At 55.2% G+C, this 24851-nt stretch carries 8 protein-coding genes; all 8 read left to right on the forward strand.

The features are described from left to right. The first annotated feature begins 495 nt into the window (after window positions 1–495). The 8 genes from M0220_RS10915 (at window position 496) to M0220_RS10950 (ending at window position 24841) form a co-directional block, all read left to right on the forward strand. On the forward strand, window positions 496–13257 hold the full coding sequence (locus M0220_RS10915; protein WP_264017638.1) for an ESPR-type extended signal peptide-containing protein: 12762 nt from the start codon (window positions 496–498) through the stop codon (window positions 13255–13257). Then, complete coding sequence (locus tag M0220_RS10920) at window positions 13236–14099, forward strand: hypothetical protein (RefSeq protein WP_264017639.1); 864 nt, start codon at window positions 13236–13238, stop codon at window positions 14097–14099. The genes M0220_RS10915 and M0220_RS10920 overlap by 22 nt, the downstream gene beginning before the upstream one ends. Beyond that, a complete protein-coding gene (locus tag M0220_RS10925) occupies window positions 14096–16720 on the forward strand; it encodes a beta strand repeat-containing protein (protein ID WP_264017640.1) in 2625 nt (874 codons plus the stop codon). Before M0220_RS10920 ends, M0220_RS10925 begins: the two co-directional genes overlap by 4 nt. After that, on the forward strand, window positions 16671–22010 hold the full coding sequence (locus M0220_RS10930) for a YadA-like family protein (RefSeq protein WP_264017641.1): 5340 nt from the start codon (window positions 16671–16673) through the stop codon (window positions 22008–22010). The genes M0220_RS10925 and M0220_RS10930 overlap by 50 nt, the downstream gene beginning before the upstream one ends. A gap of 11 nt (window positions 22011–22021) precedes the next feature. Further along, window positions 22022–22855, forward strand: a complete 834-nt coding sequence (locus M0220_RS10935) for an OmpA family protein (RefSeq protein WP_156963074.1) — start codon at window positions 22022–22024, stop codon at window positions 22853–22855. 99 nt (window positions 22856–22954) lie between these two features. Beyond that, window positions 22955–23401 carry a hypothetical protein gene (locus tag M0220_RS10940; RefSeq protein ID WP_030074072.1) on the forward strand — a complete coding sequence of 149 codons (447 nt, stop codon included), beginning with the start codon at window positions 22955–22957 and terminating at the stop codon, window positions 23399–23401. A 72-nt stretch (window positions 23402–23473) separates the two neighbouring features. Next, window positions 23474–23839, forward strand: coding sequence for a DUF6447 family protein (locus M0220_RS10945; RefSeq protein WP_264017643.1), 366 nt, complete (start codon window positions 23474–23476; stop codon window positions 23837–23839). 84 nt (window positions 23840–23923) lie between these two features. Next, entirely contained in the window at window positions 23924–24841 is a 918-nt protein-coding gene (locus tag M0220_RS10950; RefSeq protein ID WP_030074069.1) for an SH3 domain-containing protein, read from the forward strand. The last annotated feature ends 10 nt before the right edge of the window (window positions 24842–24851 follow it).

The raw sequence follows: 24851 nt of genomic DNA on the forward strand, positions 1-24851 counted from the left end.
TTAACTTTTTGTAATATTTTACTGGCATTTTTCCACTATTTTTTATCAAAATGAAGTTTTTTATAACTATTTTTTAAATATCTATAAGTGTTTTTATTTTTATTGTTCTAATAAAGGTTAAATAATGTTTTCAGATGTTTGTTAATAATTGTGCGTATCTTGAGTAAATATGAACAATAATTTCACTGTATTGAGTTAGCACTAATCTAAGTACGAGAATGAACCCACTAAATAAACGCCTTGAACGGTATTAACTAACTTCTGTGTTTTAACACAGGGGTGTTAGTGCTTTGGAAACCGCATATCACGCAGTGCAGTGTTGCTTATCTCAGGTGGCTCTGCGCGTTGGTAGTCAGTGGTTGCCCGGTCGGATGGAGGTTGCCAGGTGAGGTGTTACGCCTCAACGCTTCAGCACCACACCGAAATGGCCAAGGGAAAGATAGTTGTGCGAGGTAAACGCGCCTCCTCACTGAACAGTTAGTGGAGTTCTAAGCAATGAATAACGTATTTCGCTTAATCTGGAACCGTACGCTTGGCCGGTTAGTGGTAACTTCTGAAGCGGCCCGCAGCCGTGATAAATCCGCCACCCGGCAAGGGCTCGTTGGCCAACTACCAGCGCCGCAAACCTCCTCCAGTATTTCTGCCTTGTTGCGCCCAGCCGTGGTCGCCGTGGCGCTTGCCGCCGGCTCGTTGATGCTGGTAGCGCCGGAGGCAAGGGCTGATGCACTAATGAATGCCAATACATGTGCTAATAACGGGTTTAACAATACCCGTATTGGCATTGGCACAAATGCTGAAGCATGTGAGGACGGTGCGGTTTCGATTGGCTGGAATTCGTCCGCGGTAGGGCGCATTAATGGTGGTGGTACTACCCAACAGGGTACATCGTTGGGCCAGACGGCAACATCATCCGGCGGTGTGGCGATAGGCTTTCGCGCGAACTCGGTGGTCCCGAATGGAATAGCAACAGCCATTGGTGCTGGAAGCCAGGCAACGGGAAATTTCTCGATTGCGATTGGTACCCACGACCATCAACGTACTACCGCTACTGCCGATGGAGCCATTGCTCTAGGGTCATGGGCTAAATCGACCGCACTTAATGCGGTTGCTATAGGTCGGCAAAGTGAGGCGAATTCTGGTCGAGCAGTCGCGTTGGGGCATAAAGCCAGCGCCGGTGGTGCTAGCGATGGGTCCGTAGCGATAGGGGCAGATAGTGTATCCAGTGGTGGTGGTTCTGTTTCGGTGGGTTTAAACAGCAACTCAGGCAGTACTGCAATTGAGCTTATTGCTGTGCCACTCCCAGCTGATGTTCTGCAGCGCGGTATTGCGATAGGTATGAATGCCGATGGTGTTGGTTCTGTTGCCATTGGGCACGATGCGTATGCTGGTTTAGCGGCAGGTACGGGTAACGCTGGTCGTGTGGGTACCGCAGTGGGTGCTGGTACACGCGCTGAGGGGCATCGTTCCATTGCTATTGGTACTGCCCGTAATCGGGTGACAACAGCAACTGGCACTCAAGCAATTGCAATGGGTAATGCGCTAGAGGCAGAAGGCGTTAACGCTATTGCAATTGGTAACAGTGCCGCACCGCAAGCAGATGGTACATGGTTAGAAACGACACGCCATAGTGCTAACGGTAACCGCTCCATCTCGCTGGGTTTCTCTTCACAAGCGAATAGTGATGATGCTATTGCCGTAGGGTCGAGAGCTGCAGCCATTAATGCAAATGCCATTGCCATAGGCCGTAACGCACAAGCTGAGTCGCGTTTTAGCCCAACGGGTACCGGACTTCCTGCTGAGTTTTTAATGGGTTCTGTAGCCTTGGGTGATGGCGCTAAAGCCTTATCAGGTACGGCAGTCGGTGCAAATGCGGGCATAGTGGGTACTGATGCTACAGGCACCGCTATTGGTGGCGGTGCAACAGCGGGCAATGGCTCTATCGCCCTATCGGGCGCTGAGTTCAGACCTGCAAGTGCACTAGGGCTATCTTCTATTGCTGCTGGTAGTAATGCGCAAACAACAGCTGTTTCTACCAGCGCGATTGCACTCGGCTCTACCACTGCAGTGGACGGTAAACACTCCATTGCCATGGGGCGTCAGTCTGAAGTGTCAGGCGAAAGAAGCATGGCCCTGGGTCAGGATGCCAAGGTGGGCACCTATGATACCAATGGCGATGCAACCGGCTCTGCCAATAGCGCCATTGCGTTAGGCGATTTTGCCAATGTACAGGGCAATAATGGTATTGCTATTGGTAAGGAAAGCCTTGCCTCGGTTGAAAACACCATCGCTATGGGTGCTGGCGCGCAAGCCTCTGGTCTCGACGCCATTGCCATGGGTACCGGTGCCAAAGCCTCTGGTGAGCAAAGTATCAGTATTGGCTATGGAAACGAAGTTTCGGGCGATCATTCGGGGGCCGTTGGTGACCCGAATATTATAAGTGGTACAGGCTCATACGCACTGGGTAACGACAATACCATTGAGGCCGACAATGCCGGTGCTTTTGGTAACAACAATACCCTTACGGCCACTGCAGCCGGTAGCCGTATCATCGGTAATGACAATAACCTTGATGTCGCTGATGCCTTTGTAATGGGTAATGGCGCGGATGTCACCGTTGCCGGTGGGGTGGCGCTGGGCAATGGCGCTATCGCAGATACGGGCGCAGGCATCCCAGGCTACAACCCACTCACTGCCGCTGCTGACGGCTTGGATGCAGGCATCGCCGCAACCCAAAGTACAACGGGTGCGGTTGCGGTAGGCGATGCTACAGGCGGTGTATTCCGCCAGATTACGGGTGTTGCTGCTGGTTCTGAAGACAGCGATGCGGTGAACGTTGCTCAGCTAAAGGCCAGCGAAACCCACTACTACAGCGTCAACGATGACGGTACGCAGCAAGCTAACTTCAACAATGACGGTGCTTCTGGGGTTAACGCCCTGGCGGCGGGCACCAATGCAAGCGCTTCAGGGGAGAGTGCAGTTGCCGTCGGTGATGGGGCAGACGCTGGTTCTTCAACCATTTCTGCTGGTGCGCTAACTGGTGTTACTAACCCCAATGGTTATGCAGTCGGTGATAATTTAGCTTCAACTGCTGTTGGTGCAGGCGCAAAGGTAGTCTCTGGAACAGCCATTGGTTTTGACGCGGTAGCCGGAAAAGATGTCGGCGGAGCTACTGTCAATACTGGTACAGCCATTGGTGGCGGTGCGCAGGCGACAGGAAATGCTTCTATTGCCATCTCGCCTGCTGCTTACGCGCCTGCCATCGCTGAAGGCGATACCTCCATTGCTCAAGGTCTTGATGCGCGTTCCCCAGGAAGTGGTTCAGTAGCAATTGGTGCGCTTACTAGTGCTGCTGCTGATGGCGGTATTGCTCTTGGTGCTTCAGCGGCGGTTGATGCGGCAGCAAATAGTGGCATTGCGCTTGGTAATAGTGCGAACGTAACAGCAACAAACGGCATGGCATTGGGCGCTAGCTCAAAAGCTAATGCTGATGCCGGTATTGCTCTTGGTACTTCAGCGACGGTTGATTCAACAGCAACTAATGGCATTGCGCTTGGTCTTAGTTCGAACGTGACAGCAGTTAACGGCGTAGCCTTGGGTGCTGGTTCAGCTGCCACTGTTGAATCAGGTGTAGCTGGCTACGTTCCCACCGGTGCTACCGTTGCTGATTCGACTAATATTGCGGGCACCGTTGCCGCTCTTGGTGCGGTTGACATTGGTAGTCGTCAAATCACTAGCGTTGCCGCTGGTACCCAATTAGATGATGCCGTTAACGTCGCTCAGTTGGTCGCTGTTGAAAATATAGCGAATACCGGCTGGGATGTTCAGGTTAATGCTGAAACCGCGGATAACGTCGCACCGGGTGAAACGGTTCAGTTTATCGATGGCAAGAATATCGAGATAAGCCGCAATGCCGATCAGGTGATTGAAGTTGCGACTGCTGACGAAGTTGAGTTCACTCAGGTAACAATTGGTGACGCTACCAATAACACCGTTATCACTAGTACGGTGGATGGCTTGGACGTGGGGGGTGACAAGATCACCAACGTGCAAGCGGGTGATCTCAGCGCGACCTCGACGGACGCCGTCAACGGCAGCCAGCTGTTCGCGACGAATGAAAATGTCACGACCAACACGACCAACATCACCAACAATGCTGCCGAGATCGACAAAGGCATTAACTTTGGCGACGGTGCTACATCGAACAAGTACGCGTTAGGCGACACCATTAATGTTAACGGTGATGCCAACGTTACCTCTACCACCACGGCAGACGGTGTACAGCTTGGCCTAGCGGACGTGCTCAGTGTGGGGTCTACCAACCCTGTCTCGATTGATGGCGATGCCGGCACGATTAGTGGCCTGACCAACACCACCTTCGACCCGAACGCCACTTACACCGGTGGCCAAGCAGCGACACAGGAGCAGCTGACAAGCGTTAGCAATGTTGCCAATGCTGGCTGGGATGTTCAGGTTAATGCTGAAACCGCGGATAACGTCGCACCGGGTGAAACGGTTCAGTTTATCGATGGCAAGAATATCGAGATAAGCCGCAATGCCGATCAGGTGATTGAAGTTGCGACTGCTGACGAAGTTGAGTTCACTCAGGTAACAATTGGTGATGTTACCAATAACACCGTGATCACCAGTACGGTGGATGGCCTGGACGTAGGGGGTGACAAGATCACCAACGTGCAAGCGGGTGATCTCAGCGCGACCTCGACGGACGCCGTTAACGGCAGCCAGCTGTTCGCGACGAATGAAAATGTCACGACCAACACGACCAACATCACCAACAATGCTGCCGAGATCGACAAAGGCATTAACTTTGGCGACGGTGCTACGTCGAACAAGTACGCGTTAGGCGACACCATTAATGTTAACGGTGATAGCAACGTTACCTCTATCACCACGGCAGACGGTGTACAGCTTGGCCTAGCGGACGTGCTCAGTGTGGGGTCTACCAACCCTGTCTCGATTGATGGCGATGCCGGCACGATTAGTGGCCTGACCAACACCACCTTCGACCCGAACGCCACTTACACCGGTGGCCAAGCAGCGACACAGGAGCAGCTGACAAGCGTTAGCAATGTTGCCAATGCTGGCTGGGATGTTCAGGTTAATGCTGAAACCGCGGATAACGTCGCACCGGGTGAAACGGTTCAGTTTATCGATGGCAAGAATATCGAGATAAGCCGCAATGCCGATCAGGTGATTGAAGTTGCGACTGCTGACGAAGTTGAGTTCACTCAGGTAACAATTGGTGACGCTACCAATAACACCGTTATCACTAGTACGGTGGATGGCTTGGACGTGGGGGGTGACAAGATCACCAACGTGCAAGCGGGTGATCTCAGCGCGACATCGACGGACGCTGTCAACGGCAGCCAGCTGTTCGCGACGAATGAAAATGTCACGACCAACACGACCAACATCACCAACAATGCTGCCGAGATCGACAAAGGCATTAACTTTGGCGACGGTGCTACGTCGAACAAGTACGCGTTAGGCGACACCATTAATGTTAACGGTGATAGCAACGTTACCTCTATCACCACGGCAGACGGTGTACAGCTTGGCCTAGCGGACGTGCTCAGTGTGGGGTCTACCAACCCTGTCTCGATTGACGGTGATGCCGGCACGATCAGTGGCCTGACCAACACCACCTTTGACCCGAACGCCACTTACACTGGTGGCCAAGCAGCGACACAGGAGCAGCTGACAAGCGTTAGCAATGTTGCCAATGCTGGTTGGGATGTTCAGGTTAATGCTGAAACCGCGGATAACGTCGCACCGGGTGAAACGGTTCAGTTTATCGATGGCAAGAATATCGAGATAAGCCGCAATGCCGATCAGGTGATTGAAGTTGCGACTGCTGACGAAGTTGAGTTCACTCAGGTAACAATTGGTGATGTTACCAATAACACCGTGATCACCAGTACGGTGGATGGCCTGGACGTAGGGGGTGACAAGATCACCAACGTGCAAGCGGGTGATCTCAGCGCGACCTCGACGGACGCCGTTAACGGCAGCCAGCTGTTCGCGACGAATGAAAATGTCACGACCAACACGACCAACATCACCAACAATGCTGCCGAGATCGACAAAGGCATTAACTTTGGCGACGGTGCTACGTCGAACAAGTACGCGTTAGGCGACACCATTAATGTTAACGGTGATGCCAACGTTACCTCTACCACCACGGCAGACGGTGTACAGCTTGGCCTAGCGGACGTGCTCAGTGTGGGGTCTACCAACCCTGTCTCGATTGATGGCGATGCCGGCACGATTAGTGGCCTGACCAACACCACCTTCGACCCGAACGCCACTTACACCGGTGGCCAAGCAGCGACACAGGAGCAGCTGACAAGCGTTAGCAATGTTGCCAATGCTGGTTGGAACGTGCAGGCCAACGGCGATACAGCGACAAACGTTGCACCCAATGCCACCGTCCAATTCATAGATGGTCAAAACATCGATATTACGCGTACGGGCACCGATATTACGGTTGCCACGTCGCCAGATCTGACGGCTGACAGCCTCACCATCAACGGTGGTCCGGTGATTAATAGTACGGGCATCAACATGGGAGGAAACACCATCACCAATGTTGGCCCCGGAGTCGCTGGCACCGATGCGGTCAATGTTAATCAATTAGAAGCACAGAAAATCCGCTACTACAGTGTCAACGACAACGGTGTTGTTCAGGGTAACTACAATAACGACGGTGCCACGGGTCTCAACGCCTTGGCAGCTGGCGTTGATGCAAAGGCCTCTCTGGCCGGTGCAATGGCTGTCGGCCATAATGCGCACGCCAGCGGCTTCAATTCGGTCGCCGTGGGTACTGACACCCAAGCTATCTTCATTACAGACGTGGCCATCGGCAATGCAGCCTATGCCGCTGGCGGTGGTGCATTGAACCTGGGAGCAGTAGCAGTGGGCAACCTGGCGTATGTTAGTAGCAATGGTGGTATCGCCATTGGTCATAACGCGCGGGTTACCAATGGTAACCGTGGGCTTGCCATTGGCGTGGATGCTAGCTCTCAAGGAAACCGTTCAATGGCGATGGGGCTGTCTGCGTCGGCTAACGGCACTGGAACCACGGCCATCGGCGATAGTGCAATGGCAACCGGGGACTTCTCGGTCGCTTTGGGTGGCCAGGCGACGGCACAGAACACGATCTCGGTTGCCGGACAGGCCACGAATGTCAATGCTGTTGCAATGGGGGGTCGTGCTAGTGGTGTGGCGGCAACGTCGCTGGGCCGCAACTCACGTGCAATGGCAGACAATGCCACAGCCGTTGGTGGTGGAGGTGCCGTCGCCGATGCTGCAAATGCCACTAGTGTCCGAGCCACGGCGATAGGTTACGGCAGCCTCGCCTCAGGAGTGGACAGCATTGCCATTGGTGATGCCACTTCTAGTGCTGCTGACAGCATCGCAATGGGTCGTTCTGCACAGTCGGCTGGACTACAATCCATCGCCATTGGTTATGATGCGATTGCGACGGGGTCTGTTGCTATGGGCGCGTCTGCGCGTGCTGGTAATGGCGGTGCAGCTTTCGGTGATGGTGCTGTTGCTACGTATAACGGTGGTGTTAATGATCCTGCGATTGTTGCAGGCGCTGCGTTAGGGGAAAACGCGAGTGCTGATGTGTCAGGTGCTACCGCGTTAGGTACGAATACTACAGTAACTAATGAAAGCAGCGTGGCGCTGGGTCAAGGCTCTATTGCTGACGGCAGTACGCTGGCAACGGCTGCCTATGTGCCCACAGGGACCACCACAGTGGCGGCCCCTACTGCAACAAGTGAAGTCTCTATTGGCTCTGCCGGTAATGAACGTCGTATTACCAACGTGGCTGCTGGTGCAACGGATACAGACGCGGTCAACGTCAGCCAGTTAAAAGCAGTGAATGAGTTGGCTAACAGCGGTTGGAGCCTCCAAGCCAACACTGAACTTACGTCCGAAAACATCGGCCCGGGTGAATCGGCGATTTTTGCTGAAGGCAAGAACATTAATGTCAGCCGTGACGCAAACAAGATCACCGTTGCCACCGAGGACGAAGTTGAGTTCACTCAGGTAACAATTGGTGATGCTACCAATAACACCATTATCACCAGTACGGTGGATGGCTTGGACGTAGGTGGCGACAAGATCACCAATGTGCAGGCAGGTGATCTCAGCGCGACCTCGACGGACGCCGTCAACGGCAGCCAGCTGTTCGCGACGAATACCAACGTGACGAACAACACCACCGAGATCAATAAAGGTCTCAACTTTGGTGACGGTGCGACGTCAAATAACTACGCGTTAGGCGACACCATTAATGTTAACGGTGATGCCAACGTTACCTCTACCACCACGGCAGACGGTGTACAGCTTGGTCTAGCGAACGTGCTCAGTGTGGGGTCTACCAATCCTGTCACGATCAACGGTGATACCGGCACGATCAGTGGTCTGACCAACACCACCTTCGACCCGAACGCCACTTACACTGGTGGCCAAGCAGCGACACAGGAGCAGCTGACAAGCGTTAGCAATGTTGCCAATGCTGGTTGGAACGTGCAGACCAACGGCGATACAGCGACAAACGTTGCACCCAATGCCACCGTCCAATTCATAGATGGTCAAAACATCGATATTACGCGTACGGGCACCGATATTACGGTTGCCACGTCGCCAGATCTGACGGCTGACAGCCTCACCATTAACGGTGGTCCGGTGATTAATAACACCGGCATCAACATGGGGGGGAACACCATCACCAACCTGGCACCTGGTGTCGCTGGCACCGATGCTGTCAACGTTAATCAATTAGCAGCACAGAGAATTCGCTACTACAGCGTCAATGATAATGGCACCCAACAAGGCAACTTCAACAACGACGGTGCAACAGGTGTCAATGCTCTTGCAGCCGGTACCAACGCGTTAGCGGCTGGCAATTCTGCTACCGCCGTAGGGAATAACAACTCTGCATCTGCCAATAATGCGACGGCAGTGGGTACTGGAAACACGGCGGAGGGAGAACGTTCAGTAGCCTTAGGTTTCAATAACAATACAAACAGTCAAAGTCAGATTGCTATAGGTGCAAATAACGTACTGGGTGCAGGCACACCAGGGGACTCATTTACCGCTATTGCCATTGGCCGCGAAAACAAGTTGCAGGCACAAAATACGACGGTAATTGGGCAGCTGAACGAAGTTTCCGGCCGTTTTTCTTCAGCCTTCGGTTTCACGAACAACATTTCCGGTGAAAACTCCACCGCATTTGGTATTCGTAACCAAGTGGAAGGACGAACGTCTGTTGCGATGGGCTTCGAGAACAAGGTAACCGGCGGTGGTTTCTCGCGGGCGATCGGCTACCAAAATGAAGTTTCTGGCAAGCTCTCAACAGCGTTAGGTGGTCAAAATACCGTTAGCGGTAATCTCTCCTCAGTGATCGGTGCGGTTAACAATATTGATCAAGATAACGCCTTTGTGCTTGGTAACTTTGCTGATGTTAGCGTAGAAGGCGGCGTTGCCATTGGTACCGCTTCCAACGCCAATACTGGAGCGGGTATTTCCGGTTATAACCCGTTGACGGGTATCGCGGATGATAATGATCCAGCGATTACGGCCACCAAATCAACCTATGGTGCCGTGGCGGTTGGTGATGAAGGCATTGGCTTATATCGTCAAGTCACCGGCGTTGCTGCAGGTACCGCTGATAGCGACGCCGTTAACGTCGCGCAGCTGAAGGCCTTGAACAACGTCGTTGACCAAGGCTTCAACATCACCGCAGACAATGCCGATCTGGCAGATCCAGCGGCGACCGAAGACACCGTCAAGCTGGGCGAGACCGTGGCCTACACCAGTGACGATGGCAACATCATCACCACGGTGCGTGACAACGAAATCGACTTCGCGTTGAACACCGACCTCACCATTGGTGGCCCGGGCGCGCCTGGCGAACCAGGGGTGGACGGCACGTTAGGAGTTGACGGTGCCGACGGCGTGAGTGGCGTTGCGATCAACGGCGCAGACGGCTCCATCGGCCTGACGGGTCCGGCGGGTCAGAATGGCATCAGCCCACAAACCATCCTGCGTCCGCAGATCCTACCGGGCGACGTCATGGCCGACGCCACTGACGTGACACGTCTGACCTTCGAAGACGGCGATGGCAACAACAAGACCGTGGCCACGCTAGAAGATGACGGCCTACGCTTCTCAGGCAACGACAACACCGGCACGACGGCGGGTTACGTCACCCGTAATCTGAACGACGAACTGCAGATTGTGGGCACCGGCGCCGACACCGATGCAGCGGGCGACCCGATTGCCTACTCCTCAGGCAACGTCAAGACCGTCGCAACCCAAGCCGGTGGTATTGAAATCCAGTTCGCCGACACCCCGAACTTCCAGGGTGCCGACATGGGTGACAAGCAAATCACCAGCGTGGAAAGCGGCCTGACCGGCACCACCCTAGAGACCGCCACCGGTGATGACCTCACCAATGCGGTGAACGTGGGCGATCTTCAGAACGCCAATAATGCCCTGGTCAATACAGGCTTCAACATCACCGCAGACAATGCCGATCTAGCCGATCCAGCGGCGACGGAAGACACCGTTGCCCTGGGCGAGACCGTTGCCTACACCAGTGACGATGGCAACATCATCACCACGGTGCGTGACAACGAAATCGACTTCGCGTTGAACACCGACCTCACCATTGGTGGCCCGGGCGCGCCTGGCGAGCCAGGGGTGGACGGCACGTTAGGGGTTGACGGTGCCGACGGCGTGAGTGGCGTCGCGATCAACGGCGCAGACGGCTCCATCGGCCTGACAGGTCCGGCGGGTCAGAATGGCATCAGCCCACAAACCATCCTGCGTCCGCAGATCCTACCGGGCGACGTCATGGCCGACGCCACTGACGTGACACGTCTGACCTTCGAAGACGGCGATGGCAACAACAAGACCGTGGCCACGCTGGAAGATGACGGCCTGCGCTTCTCGGGTAACGACAACACCGGTACCGCGGATGGTTACGTCACCCGTAATCTGAACGACGAACTGCAGATTGTGGGCACCGGTGCCGACACCGATGCAGCGGGCGACCCGATTGCCTACTCCTCAAGCAACGTCAAGACCGTCGCAACCCAAGCCGGTGGTATTGAAATCCAGTTCGCCGACACCCCGAACTTCCAGGGTGCCGACATGGGTGACAAGCAAATCACCAGCGTGGAAAGCGGCCTGACCGGCACCACCCTAGAGACCGCCACCGGTGATGACCTCACCAATGCGGTGAACGTGGGCGATCTTCAGAACGCCAATAACACCCTGGTCACTACAGGCTTCAACATCACCGCAGACAATGCCGATCTGGCCGATCCGGCGGCGACGGAAGACACCGTTGCCCTGGGCGAGACCGTGGCCTACACCAGTGACGATGGCAACATCATCACCACGGTGCGTGACAACGAAATCGACTTCGCGTTGAACACCGACCTCACCATTGGTGGCCCGGGCGCGCCTGGCGAGCCAGGGGTGGACGGCACGTTAGGGGTTGACGGTGCCGACGGCGTGAGTGGCGTCGCGATCAACGGCGCAGACGGCTCCATCGGCCTGACAGGTCCGGCGGGTCAGAATGGCATCAGCCCACAAACCATCCTGCGTCCGCAGATCCTACCGGGCGACGTCATGGCCGACGCCACTGACGTGACACGTCTGACCTTCGAAGACGGCGATGGCAACAACAAGACCGTGGCCACGCTGGAAGATGACGGCCTGCGCTTCTCGGGTAACGACAACACCGGTACCGCGGATGGTTACGTCACCCGTAATCTGAACGACGAACTGCAGATTGTGGGCACCGGTGCCGACACCGATGCAGCGGGCGCCCCGATTGCCTACTCCTCAGGCAACGTCAAGACCGTCGCAACCCAAGCCGGTGGTATTGAAATCCAGTTCGCCGACACCCCGAACTTCCAGGGTGCCGACATGGGTGACAAGCAAATCACCAGCGTGGAAAGCGGCCTGACCGGCACCACCCTAGAGACCGCCACCGGTGATGACCTCACCAATGCGGTGAACGTGGGCGATCTTCAGAACGCCAATAACACCCTGGTCAATACAGGCTTCAACATCACCGCAGACAATACCGATCTAGCCGATCCGGCGGCGACGGAAGACACCGTTGCCCTGGGCGAGACCGTGGCCTACACCAGTGACGATGGCAACATCATCACCACGGTGCGTGACAACGAAATCGACTTCGCGTTGAACACCGACCTCACCATTGGTGGCCCGGGCGCGCCTGGCGAACCAGGGGTGGACGGCACGTTAGGAGTTGACGGTGCCGACGGCGTGAGTGGCGTTGCGATCAACGGCGCAGACGGCTCCATCGGCCTGACGGGTCCGGCGGGTCAGAATGGCATCAGCCCACAAACCATCCTGCGTCCGCAGATCCTACCAGGCGACGTCGTGGCCGACGCCACTGACGTGACACGTCTGACCTTCGAAGACGGCGATGGCAACAACAAGACCGTGGCCACGCTAGAAGATGACGGCCTACGCTTCTCAGGCAACGACAACACCGGCACGACGGCGGGTTACGTCACCCGTAATCTGAACGACGAACTGCAGATTGTGGGCACCGGCGCCGACACCGATGCAGCGGGCGACCCGATTGCCTACTCCTCAGGCAACGTCAAGACCGTCGCAACCCAAGCCGGTGGTATTGAAATCCAGTTCGCCGACACCCCGAACTTCCAGGGTGCCGACATGGGTGACAAGCAAATCACCAGCGTGGAAAGCGGCCTGACCGGCACCACCCTAGAGACCGCCACCGGTGATGACCTCACCAATGCGGTGAACGTGGGCGATCTTCAGAACGCCAATAATGCCCTGGTCAATACAGGCTTCAACATCACCGCAGACAATGCCGATCTAGCCGATCCAGCGGCGACGGAAGACACCGTTGCCCTGGGCGAGACCGTTGCCTACAACAGTGACGATGGCAACATCATCACCACGGTGCGTGACAACGAAATCGACTTCGCGTTGAACACCGACCTCACCATTGGTGGCCCGGGCGCGCCTGGCGAGCCAGGGGTGGACGGCACGTTAGGGGTTGACGGTGCCGACGGCGTGAGTGGCGTCGCGATCAACGGCGCAGACGGCTCCATCGGCCTGACAGGTCCGGCGGGTCAGAAGGCATCAGCCCACAAACCATCCTGCGTCCGCAGATCCTACCGGGCGACGTCATGGCCGACGCCACTGACGTGACACGTCTGACCTTCGAAGACGGCGATGGCAACAACAAGACCGTGGCCACGCTGGAAGATGACGGCCTGCGCTTCTCGGGTAACGACAACACCGGTACCGCGGATGGTTACGTCACCCGTAATCTGAACGACGAACTGCAGATTGTGGGCACCGGTGCCGACACCGATGCAGCGGGCGCCCCGATTGCCTACTCCTCAAGCAACGTCAAGACCGTCGCAACCCAAGCCGGTGGTATTGAAATCCAGTTCGCCGACACCCCGAACTTCCAGGGTGCCGACATGGGTGACAAGCAAATCACCAGCGTGGAAAGCGGCCTGACCGGCACCACCCTAGAGACCGCCACCGGTGATGACCTCACCAATGCGGTGAACGTGGGCGATCTTCAGAACGCCAATAATGCCCTGGTCACTACAGGCTTCAACATCACCGCAGACAATGCCGATCTGGCAGATCCGGCGGCGACGGAAGACACCGTTGCCCTGGGCGAGACCGTTGCCTACACCAGTGACGATGGGAACATCATCACCACGGTGCGTGACAACGAAATCGACTTCGCGTTGAACACCGACCTCACCATTGGTGGCCCGGGCGCGCCTGGCGAGCCAGGGGTGGACGGCACGTTAGGGGTTGACGGTGCCGACGGCGTGAGTGGCGTCGCGATCAACGGCGCAGACGGCTCCATCGGCCTGACAGGTCCGGCGGGTCAGAATGGCATCAGCCCACAAACCATCCTGCGTCCGCAGATCCTACCGGGCGACGTCATGGCCGACGCCACTGACGTGACACGTCTGACCTTCGAAGACGGCGATGGCAACAACAAGACCGTGGCCACGCTGGAATGACGGCCTGCGCTTCTCGGGTAAACGACAACACCGGTACCGCGGATGGTTACGTCACCCGTAATCTGAACGACGAACTGCAGATTGTGGGCACCGGTGCCGACACCGATGCAGCGGGCGACCCGATTGCCTACTCCTCAAGCAACGTCAAGACCGTCGCAACCCAAGCCGGTGGTATTGAAATCCAGTTCGCCGACACCCCGAACTTCCAGGGTGCCGACATGGGTGACAAGCAAATCACCAGCGTGGAAAGCGGCCTGACCGGCACCACCCTAGAGACCGCCACCGGTGATGACCTCACCAATGCGGTGAACGTGGGCGATCTTCAGAACGCCAATAATGCCCTGGTCACTACAGGCTTCAACATCACCGCAGACAATGCCGATCTGGCAGATCCGGCGGCAACGGAAGACACCGTTGCCCTGGGCGAGACCGTTGCCTACACCAGTGACGATGGGAACATCATCACCACGGTGAGCGATAACGCAATCGACTTCGCCCTGGGCAGTGATCTGATCGTGGGAGATGACACCACCCCAGGCAGCCTTGTTGTCAACGGCAAGGACGGTAAAGACGGCGTTGCTATCGATGGCGAGAACGGCACGATCGGCCTAGCCGGTCCGGCGGGTCCCAACGGCACGGATGGCCTGACTACCATCTCGATCCAGGAGGGTGCACCGGGCGTTGATGGCGTGGACGGCGTGACACGCATCGTTTACACCGACCCGGAAGGCAATGATCAAGAAGTTGCCACGCTGAACGACGGCCTGAAGTTCCAGGGCGACGACGGCGAAGTGGTAACGCGCAAGCTGAATGAAACGCTTGGCTTGACTGGCGGCGCTGATGTGAACGCCCTGACGGACGGCAATATCGGCATCACCAAAGATAGCGATGGCAGCCTAAGGGTTCAGCTGGCTCAGAACCTAAGCGGCCTGACCGAAGTAGCGATTACCGATGGCCCGACGATCAACAACGGCGGCATCGACATGGGTGATACGAAGATCACCAACCTCGCCCCGGGCACAGACGGCACGGATGCAGTGAATGTCGATCAGCTGAATGACGTCGAAGCGATTGCCAACCAAGGCTTCAATATCGCCGCGGATAACGGTGCCGACGACAACGTCCAGCTGGGCGAGACCGTTACCTACACCAGTGGCGACGGCAGCATCGTCACCACGGTGAGCGATAACGCAATCGACTTCGCCCTGGGCAGTGATCTGATCGTGGGAGATGACACCACCCCAGGCAGCATTGTCGTCAACGGCAAGGATGGTAAAGACGGCGTTGCTATCGATGGCGAGAACGGCACGATCGGCCTAGCCGGTCCGGCGGGCCCCAACGGCACGGATGGCCTAACCACCATCTCGATCCAGGACGGTGCACCGGGCGTTGATGGCGTAGACGGCGTGACACGCATCGTTTACACCGACCCGGAAGGCAATGATCAAGAAGTTGCCACGCTGAACGACGGCCTGAAGTTCCAGGGCGACGACGGCGAAGTGGTAACGCGCAAGCTGAATGAAACGCTTGGCTTGACTGGCGGCGCTGATGTAAACGCCCTAACGGACGGCAATATCGGCATCACCAAAGATAGCGATGGCAGCCTAAGGGTTCAGCTGGCTCAGAACCTAAGCGGCCTGACCGAAGTAGCGATTACCGATGGCCCGACGATCAACAACGGCGGCATCGACATGGGTGATACGAAGATCACCAACCTCGCCCCGGGCACAGACGGCACGGATGCAGTGAATGTCGATCAGCTGAATGACGTCGAAGCGATTGCCAACCAAGGCTTCAATATCGCTGCGGATAACGGTGCCGACGACAACGTCCAGCTGGGCGAGACCGTTACCTACACCAGTGGCGACGGCAGCATCGTCACCACGGTGAGCGATAACGCAATCGACTTCGCCCTGGGCAGTGATCTGATCGTGGGAGATGACACCACCCCAGGCAGCATTGTCGTCAACGGCAAGGATGGTAAAGACGGCGTTGCTATCGATGGCGAGAACGGCACGATCGGCCTAGCCGGTCCGGCGGGCCCCAACGGCACGGATGGCCTAACCACCATCTCGCAGGACGGTGCACCGGGCGTTGATGGCGTAGACGGCGTGACACGCATCGTTTACACCGACCCGGAAGGCAATGATCAAGAAGTTGCCACGCTGAACGACGGCCTGAAGTTCCAGGGCGACGACGGCGAAGTGGTAACGCGCAAGCTGAATGAAACGCTTGGCTTGACTGGCGGCGCTGATGTAAACGCCCTAACGGACGGCAATATCGGCATCACCAAAGATAGCGATGGCAGCCTAAGGGTTCAGCTGGCTCAGAACCTAAGCGGCCTGACCGAAGTAGCGATTACCGATGGCCCGACGATCAACAACGGCGGCATCGACATGGGTGATACGAAGATCACCAACCTCGCCCCGGGCACAGACGGCACGGATGCAGTGAATGTCGATCAGCTGAATGACGTCGAAGCGATTGCCAACCAAGGCTTCAACATTGCCGCGGATAACGGTGCCGACGACAACGTCCAGCTGGGCGAGACCGTTGCCTACACCAGTGAAGATGGCAGCATCATCACCACGGTGCATCATCATCACCACGGTGAGCGATAACGCAATCGACTTCGCCCTGGGCAGTGATCTGATCGTGGGAGATGACACCACCCCAGGCAGCATTGTCGTCAACGGCAAGGATGGTAAAGACGGCGTTGCTATCGATGGCGAGAACGGCACGATCGGCCTAGCCGGTCCGGCGGGCCCCAACGGCACGGATGGCCTAACCACCATCTCGATCCAGGACGGTGCACCGGGCGTTGATGGCGTAGACGGCGTGACACGCATCGTTTACACCGACCCGGAAGGCAATGATCAAGAAGTTGCCACGCTGAACGACGGCCTGAAGTTCCAGGGCGACGACGGCGAAGTGGTAACGCGCAAGCTGAATGAAACGCTCGGCTTGACCGGCGGCGCTGATGTAAACGCCCTAACGGACGGCAATATCGGCATCACCAAAGATAGCGATGGCAGCCTAAGGGTTCAGCTGGCTCAGAACCTAAGCGGCCTGACCGAAGTAGCGATTACCGATGGCCCGACGATCAACAACGGCGGCATCGACATGGGTGATACGAAGATCACCAACCTCGCCCCGGGCACAGACGGCACGGATGCAGTGAATGTCGATCAGCTGAATGACGTCGAAGCGATTGCCAACCAAGGCTTCAACATTGCCGCGGATAACGGTGCCGACGACAACGTCCAGCTGGGCGAGACCGTTGCCTACACCAGTGAAGATGGCAGCATCATCACCACGGTGAGCGATAACGCAATCGACTTCGCCCTGGGCAGTGATCTGATCGTGGGAGATGACACCACCCCAGGCAGCATTGTCGTCAACGGCAAGGATGGTAAAGACGGCGTTGCTATCGATGGCGAGAACGGCACGATCGGCCTAGCCGGTCCGGCGGGCCCCAACGGCACGGATGGCCTAACCACCATCTCGATCCAGGACGGTGCACCGGGCGTTGATGGCGTAGACGGCGTGACACGCATCGTTTACACCGACCCGGAAGGCAATGATCAAGAAGTTGCCACGCTGAACGACGGCCTGAAGTTCCAGGGCGACGACGGCGAAGTGGTAACGCGCAAGCTGAATGAAACGCTCGGCTTGACCGGCGGCGCTGATGTAAACGCCCTAACGGACGGTAATATCGGCATCACCAAAGATAGCGATGGCAGCCTAAGGGTTCAGCTGGCTCAGAACCTAAGCGGCCTGACCGAAGTAGCGATTACCGATGGCCCGACGATCAACAACGGCGGCATCGACATGGGTGATACGAAGATCACCAACCTCGCCCCGGGCACAGACGGCACGGATGCAGTGAATGTCGATCAGCTGAATGACGTCGAAGCGATTGCCAACCAAGGCTTCAACATTGCCGCGGATAACGGTGCCGACGACAACGTCCAGCTGGGCGAGACCGTTGCCTACACCAGTGAAGATGGCAGCATCATCACCACGGTGAGCGATAACGCAATCGACTTCGCCCTGGGCAGTGATCTGATCGTGGGAGATGACACCACCCCAGGCAGCATTGTCGTCAACGGCAAGGATGGTAAAGACGGCGTTGCTATCGATGGCGAGAACGGCACGATCGGCCTAGCCGGTCCGGCGGGCCCCAACGGCACGGATGGCCTAACCACCATCTCGATCCAGGACGGTGCACCGGGTGTTGATGGCGTAGACGGCGTGACACGCATCGTCTACACCGACCCGGAAGGCAATGATCAAGAAGTTGCCACGCTGAACGACGGCCTGAAGTTCCAGGGCGACGACGGCGAAGTGGTAACGCGCAAGCTGAATGAAACGCTTGGCTTGACTGGCGGCGCTGATGTGAACGCCCTGACGGACGGCAATATCGGCATCACCAAAGATAGCGATGGCAGCCTAAGGGTTCAGCTGGCTCAGAACCTAAGCGGCCTGACCGAAGTAGCGATTACCGATGGCCCGACGATCAACAACGGCGGCATCGACATGGGTGATACGAAGATCACCAACCTCGCCCCGGGCACAGACGGCACGGATGCAGTGAATGTCGATCAGCTGAATGACGTCGAAGCGATTGCCAACCAAGGCTTCAACATTGCCGCGGATAACGGTGCCGACGACAACGTCCAGCTGGGCGAGACCGTTGCCTACACCAGTGAAGATGGCAGCATCATCACCACGGTGAGCGATAACGCAATCGACTTCGCGCTGGGCAATAACCTAAGCGTTGGTCAAGCAGGCCAAGATGGCGTCGACGGCACTATCGGTGTTAACGGCAAAGACGGCTCCAGCGTTGTGCTTAACGGCAAAGACGGCACAATCGGCCTGACTGGTCCGGCTGGCAGCACCACGATTGGTATTGACGGTACGAATGGCAGCGATGGTGTCGACGGTGAAAGCATTACCCGCATCGTTTATGACGACCAGGAAGTCGCCACGCTGAACGACGGCCTGAAATTCGGCGCGAATGACGGCGATGTCCACAATGCCAAGCTGAATACCCAGGTCGATATCACTGGTGCTGCAGGCAATACCGATTGGTCAGCGTTCGATGAAGGCCAGAACATCATGACGCAGGTCGACGGTAACAACATCACCGTTGCCCTGGCCAGAGATCTTACTGGCCTAAATAGCGCCACCTTCGGTGACATTACTGGTGATACGTTCTTCACCATCAATGACATTGGTGCTCAGTTCATTGATGGAACTGGTAGTCAGGTGGCCAATACACCGAGCATCACTATCGGAGGCATTGACGCGGGTAATCAAACCATTACCAACGTGGCGCCAGGCGAGGTGAGTGCGACGAGCACGGATGCGATCAACGGAAGTCAACTGCAGGCGGTGAGTGATCAAGCCAATGCTCCGCTGACCTTTGCAGGTAACACTAACAGCATCCAAAAACGCCTGGGTGAAACGGTTAGTATTTTGGGCAACGGTGATAAAGCAGATGCCTCCTACTCAGCTGACAACATCAAAACCATTGTGAATGCCGAGGGCAACCTCATGGTGATGATAGATAAGGACCCAACGTTTGACACGGTTGTTCTCAATGATGGTAACAACGGCCTGTCGTTCTACGGTATTGATGGAGCAACGGGCTCGCGGGGTATTGATGGTGAAGATGGCCTCTCTCGTATTGCCTACATCAGAGATGATGCGGATGGCAACCCGATTGAAGAAACGATTGCGACGCTGAGTGATGGTCTGATCTTTGAGGGCGATGATGAAGTATCGGTTCTTCGTAACCTCAACGAAACGCTGAGCCTAACGGGTGGTGCAACGGGTGAGTTGAGCGAAAACAACATCGGCATTACTCAAAATGGTGAAGGCGGCCTGAAGGTACAGCTGGCCAAGAACCTGACGGGGCTAGAAAACATCACCAGCAATAACCTCACTGTCACGGGTGAGACCAAACTGGGCGATCGTTTCGTAGTGAACGGTGATCAAGTCACCTACAACATCGCGCCAGAGGACATCACCGAAGGTAACCAAGTTGTTAACAAAGACTACGTTGACAACGCGGGTGATCAGTTAATAGCTACTAATCCGCTGACCTTCGGTGCTGACGAAGGTGAAGATACCCAGCGCCGCCTCGGTGAGCGTCTAGATATCGTGGGTGAAGCAGATGAAAAGGGTAACCGCAATATCGTTACCAAACTGACTGATAAACAAACATTAGCACTAGCGCTGAATGATGACCTGGAGATCGGTAACAGCATTAGCGTCGGTGATAGTGGCCCGGTGATCAGTGCTGATGGCATCAGCATGGGTGATAACAAAATCACCAATATGGCTGATGGTGACGTATCGGCTGATAGTAAAGATGCGATCAACGGCTCTCAGCTGTATCAGTTGGAAAGCATCGTGACGAACGTGACTGGCGATATTAGTAATGAATACGTTACTGACAATGGCCTGGGTATTCGTTATGTGCGCACCAATGATCGTGGGTTGAGTGTCAGTGATGCTTTTGCTCAAGGGCAAGGCTCAACGGCAGTCGGTTACGAAGCACGCGCTGCCGCCGACCGTGCGCTGGCTCTGGGTTATCAGGCAGTGGCATCGCATCAAGGTAGCGTGGCGTTAGGTGAAGGGTCTGTGACTGCCGACACTGTACGCACGACCTCGGTAGTTATTGCAGGCACAACGTATCAGTTTGCCGGTGCTGGTGAAGGTGTGGTGTCAACGGTCAGTGTGGGAAGTGAGGGTAACGAGCGCACTGTGACTAACGTGGCGGCAGGTCGGATTTCTGCCGAAAGTACCGATGCAATTAATGGCAGCCAGCTTTATGCCACTAATCAAGCGGTCGGCGCGTTAGACAGCCGCGTTACCAACGTTGAAGGCGATATCAGTAATATCACCAACGACTTGGCGGATCTGGATGACCGAGCGGTGAAATATGACCGCAACGACGATAACAGCGTTGATTACAGCACCATTACCCTAGCGGGCGACAACGGCACCACCATTACTAATGTAGCACCGGGTGATGTCACCAAAGACAGCATGGATGCGGTGAATGGTAGCCAGCTGTGGGAGGTGAGTAATCAAATCACCAACATTGAGCAGGGTGGCTCTAAGTACTTCCGCGCTAACAGTGAAGGACCTGCTGCCAACCCGCAAGGCGCTGACAGCATTGCGATGGGGCCAAGCAGTGTTGCTGCGGGTGACCGTAGCGTTGCCTCTGGTGCCGGCGCCCAGGCCAATACGGAAGGTAGCGTTGCACTAGGTGCAGGATCTGTTGCAGACCGTGAAGGTATGAATGGTGAGCGCGAGCGCTTCTCTAATGAAGCGGTGGCGTCTACCCAAGGGGCTGTTTCTGTAGGTAGTGCCGGTAACGAGCGCCAGATTACCAATGTGGCGGGCGGTACCCAGGCTACCGATGCAGTTAACGTTCGTCAGCTAGAAGCGGTACAGCGTGGCGCGGTGAACTACGACCGTGAAGAAGATGGCAATGTGAATTACAACACCATCACACTGAGAGGAGAAGAAGGTACCACTATTACCAACGTAGCCCCTGGTATTAATGAAACAGACGCGGTGAATGTAGGCCAGATGAATGAGCTTGGTCGTCGCTTCACTAACGAGATCAACAACGTGCATGGCCGTATTGATAGCGTTGAACGTAATGCTAATGCCGGCTCTGCCAGCGCGATCGCGGCGTCAACTGTGCCGCAAGCCTGGATGCCTGGTAAGAGCATGATAGGGGTTGGTGCAGGTACCTATGGCGGTGAGTCTGCTATCTCGGTAGGTGTGTCGCGCCTCTCTGATAATGGCCGTTGGATTATCCAAGGTAAGATCACCGGCGACTCGCAAAGCAACTTCGGCGCAGGCATTGGCGCTGGCTGGCATTGGTAAAGGAGAACGACGTGAGAAATCTTCGTAATAAGATGATGAAAAAGGCGGCCCTTGGGGCCGCCAGTATGGCCGGCGTTCTCATGTTGGCGGGCTGTGCCAGTCCACCCAACAACGACCGTACTGAGCTACGCGAGGCAGGCGATGGCTTTCCTGCACTGGCAGGTAACTGGTATGACGGGGGTAAGTTCGTTGACCCTGAAAGCATCCTACGTATCAGGGAAAGTCAAACAAAGGATCAGGTGCGCCAGTTAATCGGTAACCCCCATTATGCAGAAGGGTTCTTTGGGGTTCGCGAATGGAACTACGTCTTTAACCTCTATACGGGTAATGGTCAGGATTACATTACATGCCAATACCAAGTGCATTATGACGACGATATGGCGTTAGAAAGCACGCGTTGGCGAGATGCTCAGTGTCCCGCTCTGTTAGTGCCGATTGAAGTAGAAGAAGTTGCCACCGAGCCACGACAAGAAAAGTTAACACTATCGGGTGATGTATTATTTGATTTTGATAGTGATAAATTAACCTTAGAAGGCCGTCGTGTTGTAGATATGGTCACCCAAACGATTAATGAGGATTTTGTAAGCCCTAATATACTGATTATCGGTTATACCGACCGCTTTGGTAGTGAGGCTTATAACTTAGCACTATCTAATTCTCGTGCTGAGACAGTCGGGGAGCGTATGGTTAACCAAGGGATCAGTCGCTCAAGTGTTATGACAGCAGGACGTGGTATGGCAGACCCTGTTGTAGAGTGCCCCGGTAGAACTGCAATACCAAGTGTTACTGAGTGTTTAAGGCCGAATAGGCGTGTAGAAATTACGGTGACAGAAACTGCTCAATAGTTGTGTGGCTAAATGGTTTTACTGCTAAGTAAAACATGCATGTGAAAACAGGGGGGATTAATGCCCCCCTTAAGAAACTTAAAAATAGGACACTTGATAATGAAGTATGTTGGTTACATTGCTACTTTCGCCGCCTCAGTTGTGACGGCCGTAAGCCTTGCTGTGTTTAGTATGAGCGTGATGGCCGAGCCTCAAGAGGTACCTTCTCTCCCCACCGTGGACCAAAGCTCAGTGTGTGTGGCCGCCAGTGACGAGCAAGCGTTAGAGTGTCCTGCTGGAAGTTTATTTATGGCAAGGCTAGCAATTAATGAAACTGACCTGCAAAACCCATTAATACTTGAAAGCCGCCTACTTAACACGATGGCACTCTACTGTGATACGAATTTTGATATTCAGCATACTCTCACAGGTGTGCTGTGTGTATTGACCCACGAGCGTATTGGTACACCTCCTGAAAACGGTGACACTATCGAAGTTGATGACTCTATTGAAGCAAGTGGCTCTGTCGAACTCGACAGTGACGAGGCTACAGAGTCAGCTGAATAAAACGTGTAACGCAGCGATTAATAATTATTAACGTTGTTTTGAGAAACTCCTTAGCTATAGAGGTAAACTTTAATGAGCAAACAGCGTCCCACCGTTTCAGCAAAAAGCAGAAGCGCTAGTAAAGCAAGCACTACTGAAAAAGCAGCAGATGCTATCGAAAAAGCAGTAAACGCTACTGAACAAGAAATGAGTCATTCAGAAAGTGAGTCGGCTGTTGCCGTCGGTGATCAAGTATCAGCGCCAACGATCACTATTGATGGCCAAGTATATACCCTTGAAAGTCTGGGGCAGCAGGGACGCGAGCAGTTACAAAATCTGCGCGTTACTGATCAAGAACTACAGCGTTTACAAGATCAACTAGCGATCACCCAAACAGCACGTAATACTTATGCTCGCATACTGGCAGAAGTAACCAAAACGGTGACACCAGTGAAATAACTTATTTCGCTGGCGTAATACACTGCACCGTTGAATGCCCGGTAGGCGAAAGCCTACCGGGCTTTTGTGAAGGAAGAGCCTAATATGAAATGGTTACCCTTGGTTGGTTTTGTTTTCTTAGGGGCGAGCGCGCTGGCCAGTGCCAATTATGAGGCGGGACTGCAAGAGTACCAGCGTGGCCATTATGCCTCGGCTATCCACGAGTGGCGGACGGCGGCAGAGCGAGGTAACGCAGACTCCCAGTTTGCATTAGGTATGATGTTTGAGCGCGGCCAGGGAGTAGGCGCTAGTATAGATGAAGCTTATAAATGGTATCGGCTTGCGGCGGATAATGGCCTAGCAGATGCACAGGTCAGGCTGGCCGAACTTTACTTGCTTGGACGTCTTGAAGGTGAGCCTAGCTCAGCCGCTCAATGGTTTGAAAGAGCAGCGACATCAGGAAGTGCAGCAGCACAGTTTCAGCTAGGCCTATTGTACTTAGAAGGTGAAGGCGTTGACGCTGACTCTAGTATTGCCGCGCGCTGGTTTGAACTAGCCGCTGAACAGGGGCATGTGGCAGCACAAAATAATATTGGTAGCCTTTATGAAACAGGACGTGGCGTAGAACAAAGCTTCACCCGTGCCTTCGAGTGGTATGAGCAGGCTGCCAAACAGAACGACCCTTTTGCACAAAATAATCTCGGTGCGATGCATGCCAGAGGGCAAGGGGTAGAGCGAAATCATGCCTGGGCAGTTTTCTGGTTCGTTATGGCAGCTCAAGGTGGAAATGATGTCGCGAGAGAGAACATCGAAGCTAGCTTGCCTAACTTAGAAGAGAAAAAAATAGTGGGGTCTAGCGTCAATATTCGTAGCGGAGCAAGCACTAACTTTGATCGTATTGCATCGTTGACAAGAGGTACATCCGTCTATGTGCTGGGGAGTATGGATGGGTGGAGCCAAGTTTATTTTCAGGATAATGGCTTACCTACATTAGGCTGGGTATCTAATACGCTCATTGAGTAACGATGGGCGT

Origin of the sequence: Halomonas qinghailakensis, from assembly GCF_025820815.1 — a bacterium.
GTDB lineage: Bacteria > Pseudomonadota > Gammaproteobacteria > Pseudomonadales > Halomonadaceae > Vreelandella > Vreelandella qaidamensis.